This is a genomic window from Allobosea sp. P4_C6 (genome assembly GCF_056402015.1).
In genome coordinates this window covers 1-4304 of sequence record NZ_JBFUIF010000123.1, presented here as the reverse complement: position 1 = coordinate 4304, position 4304 = coordinate 1, and the positions used below count along the sequence as shown (strand labels likewise).

3 protein-coding genes are annotated in these 4304 nt (G+C 57.5%); all 3 read right to left on the bottom strand.

The window, feature by feature from the left end; translation table 11 throughout:
• On the bottom strand, positions 1-2599 hold a 2599-nt coding region (locus AC1DVA_RS26610; protein WP_476807886.1), incomplete at its 3' end, for a DUF1156 domain-containing protein.
• Positions 2596-3873: a hypothetical protein gene (locus tag AC1DVA_RS26605; RefSeq protein ID WP_476807885.1), complete on the bottom strand. Its 1278-nt coding sequence runs from the start codon at positions 3871-3873 to the stop codon at positions 2596-2598. The genes AC1DVA_RS26610 and AC1DVA_RS26605, both read right to left, overlap by 4 nt.
• Entirely contained in the window at positions 3873-4241 is a 369-nt protein-coding gene (locus tag AC1DVA_RS26600; RefSeq protein ID WP_476807884.1) for a protein NO VEIN domain-containing protein, read from the bottom strand. The genes AC1DVA_RS26605 and AC1DVA_RS26600 overlap by 1 nt, the downstream gene beginning before the upstream one ends.
• Between the last annotated feature and the right edge of the window lie 63 nt (positions 4242-4304).

The following is a 4304-nucleotide window of genomic DNA, read 5'->3' as shown; positions in this document are numbered from 1 at the left end:
TTCCTGCAGCACTCTCAATGATCCCTGCATGCTTCACGCTCTCAACGGAAATGCCTCGGGCGCGAGCGAGGTTGTCGGCCACGCCGTACTCGCCCTTCGCCATGCCGTGCTGTTCGAACCAGGTGATCGCAAAGCGTGTGTCGCCGTCGAACTCACCCTGGATGCCACCTAGATATTCGTCGAGTTCGCGATTAATTAGCTGAAGCGCAGTCTTCACGCTCATTGGGCTATCATCGGATTCGAGAACGGCTTTGTATCCCGAGAAGACACCCATGCCCGGGCCGATAGCCGATTGCGGCATATCGGCCGGGGCGATGTTTGCAGCCTGAAGCTCGGCAATGGCCAGGGGCAGTTCGCGCTTCAGGGCGCGGATGAACTCGGCCCGGGTGATTACCTCGGCCGAAGCTTCTCTCTTGCGACATACGAGGACGACTGAGTTAGCGAGGGCATTTGTGCCCGAAGCAACCATGCGGTTCGACATTTCGGTGCGCATAGGCCATGTGCCGACGACCGAAAACCCAGCTTGAACGACTGCCTGAAGAAAGGTCGCCCAGCCCGTCGAACTTATGCCTTCGCTCTCGACCTCGCTTTGTTTGAATGCGTAGTAGATAGTAGCTGGAAAATTGTTCCCAGCTTGCTCGGTCATTCTCGCAATAGCTTTGGTCATGCCGTCGAGAAAGAACTGATCCGCTTTTTCTTGGCCACCGTGGCGGTATCTAGTGGCAACAAGCTCCTCAATTTTCGGTGTAGATACAAAACTGAAGACATCTTGGAAAACAGCTCCACAGTTATGCTTCAACCATACGTAGAAGAAATCAGATAAATCTGAGTACTCAATGTTGTCATAATAAGGAGGGTCGGACGATATTACGACTTGATCCGGATAAATCACTGTCTGTGCGTCATGTTGAGCGATAGATCCAGGGGCAGCCGGCACAAGCAACTCTACGACTCTGGCAACCCAGTCCACATTGCTAAGGAAGTTACCGCTTGATTCGGAGAAAGGATTTCCCTCTGCAAAATCCCAAGTCATAGGGATTGCTTGTCGCGCAAAAGTATTCCTAAGCGCCTCCATCTTAGGCGAGGAATCCCATGAACAAATTGTTGAACCACGATCTGCAGATCGGTCAATCGCAAATGCGAGGAATATTCTTATTGCTTCTGCATAAGCGAGCGCTCCGCACCCCCCTGCAGCTAATGGTGTCGTATCGCTCGGCCAGCCGGCATTGACGCAATCCTTGAAGACCTGTGCTTGCAAGTCATTAAGGGAATTGGAAAGAGCGGTTAGCGAAGCCAGCTGTCGAGGAAGAAAATAGTCCTCAAATGTCTTAAATCCATACTTGCGACCCTGCGCGTTACTCGCAAACGTCCCACGGCAGGGCACGCGAAGAAAATCTGTGTCAGTTTCACCGAGTTCCCTGTCAGCGAGAGCGACCGCATCAAGCTGCACTATTGATGGGCTTAGATAGACCCGACCTCTTTTCCCTTCGGCTGCAACAGCTAACAGAACGCGCCCCATTTCGCCGCGCGATGCGGCGGCATCGACATAAGCCCCAGAAATTGGAGCATCTGACAGCAAGCAGCGAAAATTCGCTTGGCCCGCTTTCGTGCCCTTCTTTGCCCGGGCAATATCGTCTTTCGATCCGCCCCTTTGAACTTCATATACGACGGTCTTCGTTTTTCGGTTTGGTGTCGCTTCTATCCACGCTTCGCGTCCAGGTTTGGTTCCAAGAGTGAAGCTTGACGTCACCGGAACCTGTGTGTCCGCAAAGGCCGGGTCCGGACTCGGCACCGTCCGCGCCCAGATCCAGGCGATCACCGTCGCCTTGCCGCCGCCGTACTCCTTCGGCAGGTCCACCTGCGGGTAGAGGTGCCCAATGCGCTCCCACGCCTTCTCGCGCATCCATTCGCCGTAGTGCTTCACATCCTCTGCCAACCCTTCGGCGTTGCGGTAGAACGACCGCTCCCTGATGCCGGGGTGGATGGGGGGCATGTCCTTGAACTTCGGCGGGATCTCGATCATCGCCTTGCCGATCATCACCGCCACTGGATTCAGGTCAGATCCGTAGGCGGGCAGCCCCAAGCGCTGCGCCTCAAGGGGGATAGATCCTCCACCCGAGAAGGGGTCATAGACCGGCGGCAGCACGCCGCCGCAACTGCGCCGAATTTCGGCACGCGCGCGCTCTAGCACTTCCTCGTTGGTCGAGTTCTCCCACTTAACGAGGTCTTCGATGATCTCGAAGAGGCGCTTGCGCTCGATATTGGCGGCACAATCATCGAGCGTCGGCTCAGGCGCGTCGGGCACATTCCCCTGCGCGTCCGACTTGCGCTCGCGCCACGCCTTGAGGCGCACGGTCACGTCTGCCTCCGCCTGCTTGCGGATCTTCGGGTCGTCCAGCAGTTTGTCAGCATAGCCTGAGGGATCATCGACGAGCTGCGCGAACAGCACCGCGCGGCACGCCGCCAGCGGCCGCCGCGCCCACCACAGATGCAACGTGGACGGATGCCCGTGCCGGATCGACTTCTCCCGTGCAGAGGCCGCGTTGATCGCCTCCAGCGGGATTGCCACCTCGATGAGCTTCTTCTTGTAGRTTGTCACAGGTGTACCTCGGTCCACTGGAAATCCCGGAACGGCTCGCCTGGACGCCGCGGCAGCACCCGCAGCTTGCCCAACAAGGAACCATCCGAAAAAACACTGCCGTCAAATGTCCCGCCATCCAGATCGACAGGCGTGTCTCGCCGCTCCGACGGCTCCAGCGCCATCAACTCCGAAGCATCAGTTGATTGGGTCGCCGAGCGCAGCGCGCGCAGGACTTTCAGATCGAGACCGACAAGTTCGATGTCGACGCCATCTCCGAACCAAGCAAAAGGCCAAAACCGCGCGTCTTGGAAATCACGCCTGAATTCCCGGCTTGATGTGGTGGGATACTTCAGCATCATCGACGAAACGCTCACGGCGTATTGGCGTTCACCCACGCTAAGAAGAGGAAACTCGAATCGCTGCGCCTCTCCGCTACCGGTCCGAAGGCGATCAGCCGCACCATCAAGCCCCATGAATGACAGCCACGAGGCATAGTTTGCTCGGCGAACCGTGTCGCGCGGAAACTCAACGGGGTTTTCGGGCACGTCCGGCTCAGGATCAACGAAAGCGATCAGCGATGTCTCGCCGGAAATATCTCCGGTCTCTCGCAGGAACGTGCCGATTGCGAAGCTCTTGATAGGCTGGGGGACAATATATTTGTCCCAACCGTCGAGCTGGGTCAGTCCATCCTTCAAGGCGCCTTTTATGGGCGGTCTCTTTCCAGGAGATGAAAAGCCGCCCTTGGACTCAGCGAGCACCCATTCCTTTCGCCTGTTTTCGGCGATGAAGTCTGGAGCCTTGTCTTTGTTCGCTGGCCATTGCCTATTTTGCGTGGCTGCGCGTTGCTGCCACTCGGTTTCGAAGCGACCGACATAGGCGTAGCCGTTGTCCTCCAGGAACAGCAGGGCCATCCCTTGCGCAATTCGCCCCGCTATGCCGGTGCCCGAAAAATCAGCATAGAAATTAGACATGCCCTGGTTGAGGCACCACTCTCTTGCGCTCCAATCGAATAGGTGACCGTTTTCGAGAAGGAACCCGAGAGCCCCTGCCCACAGAATCGGCGCGGTGGGCCACCGCAAGCAATCAGCCTTCTTGACCGCGTGCGCAAGGCGCCAGGCACTGAACTGCACGTTGCCCGATTTGGTGGGTAGAGGTCGCGTACGTGCATGTGGCATCTCCACCTTGGCTTTCGCCAATTCATGGACCGGCAGGCTGCTGCGTCCGTTGAACGCACGAACGATCTGCCTGGAAACGGCACCCCAATGAGGCACCTGAGCGAGCGGTAATGTCATTATTGAGCCAACTGCGCGCGTTCCAACAATCGCCTCAAATCGAACTGGATCGCCGTTTCGAGGAAGGACGGCTCCCGCTCCACAAGCGGGCCGCGGACATAGCGCGGCTCATGGGCAAAGCCGCCGGTAACGGAGACGATCGCCAGGATGAACTTCTCGGGCTCGTGCAGGGACGTGATGACCTCCTGCCGTGTGACCATCACGGAATCAGCGCCGTCGATGCGGCCCTTCACCTCGATGAAGCGCAGATGACCTGACTTTGGGTCATGCGAAGCAATGTCGTAGCCGATCTTCTGGGCGGAAACATCGACAGGGGCATGCCCCAAGGCGCGCACCGCAGCCAGAACCTCTTCCATCTCGGCAAGCACGATTCAAATCACATCCGCTCAATCCGCAGCCAACATCTCAGCGAATCTCACTTAAACACTACA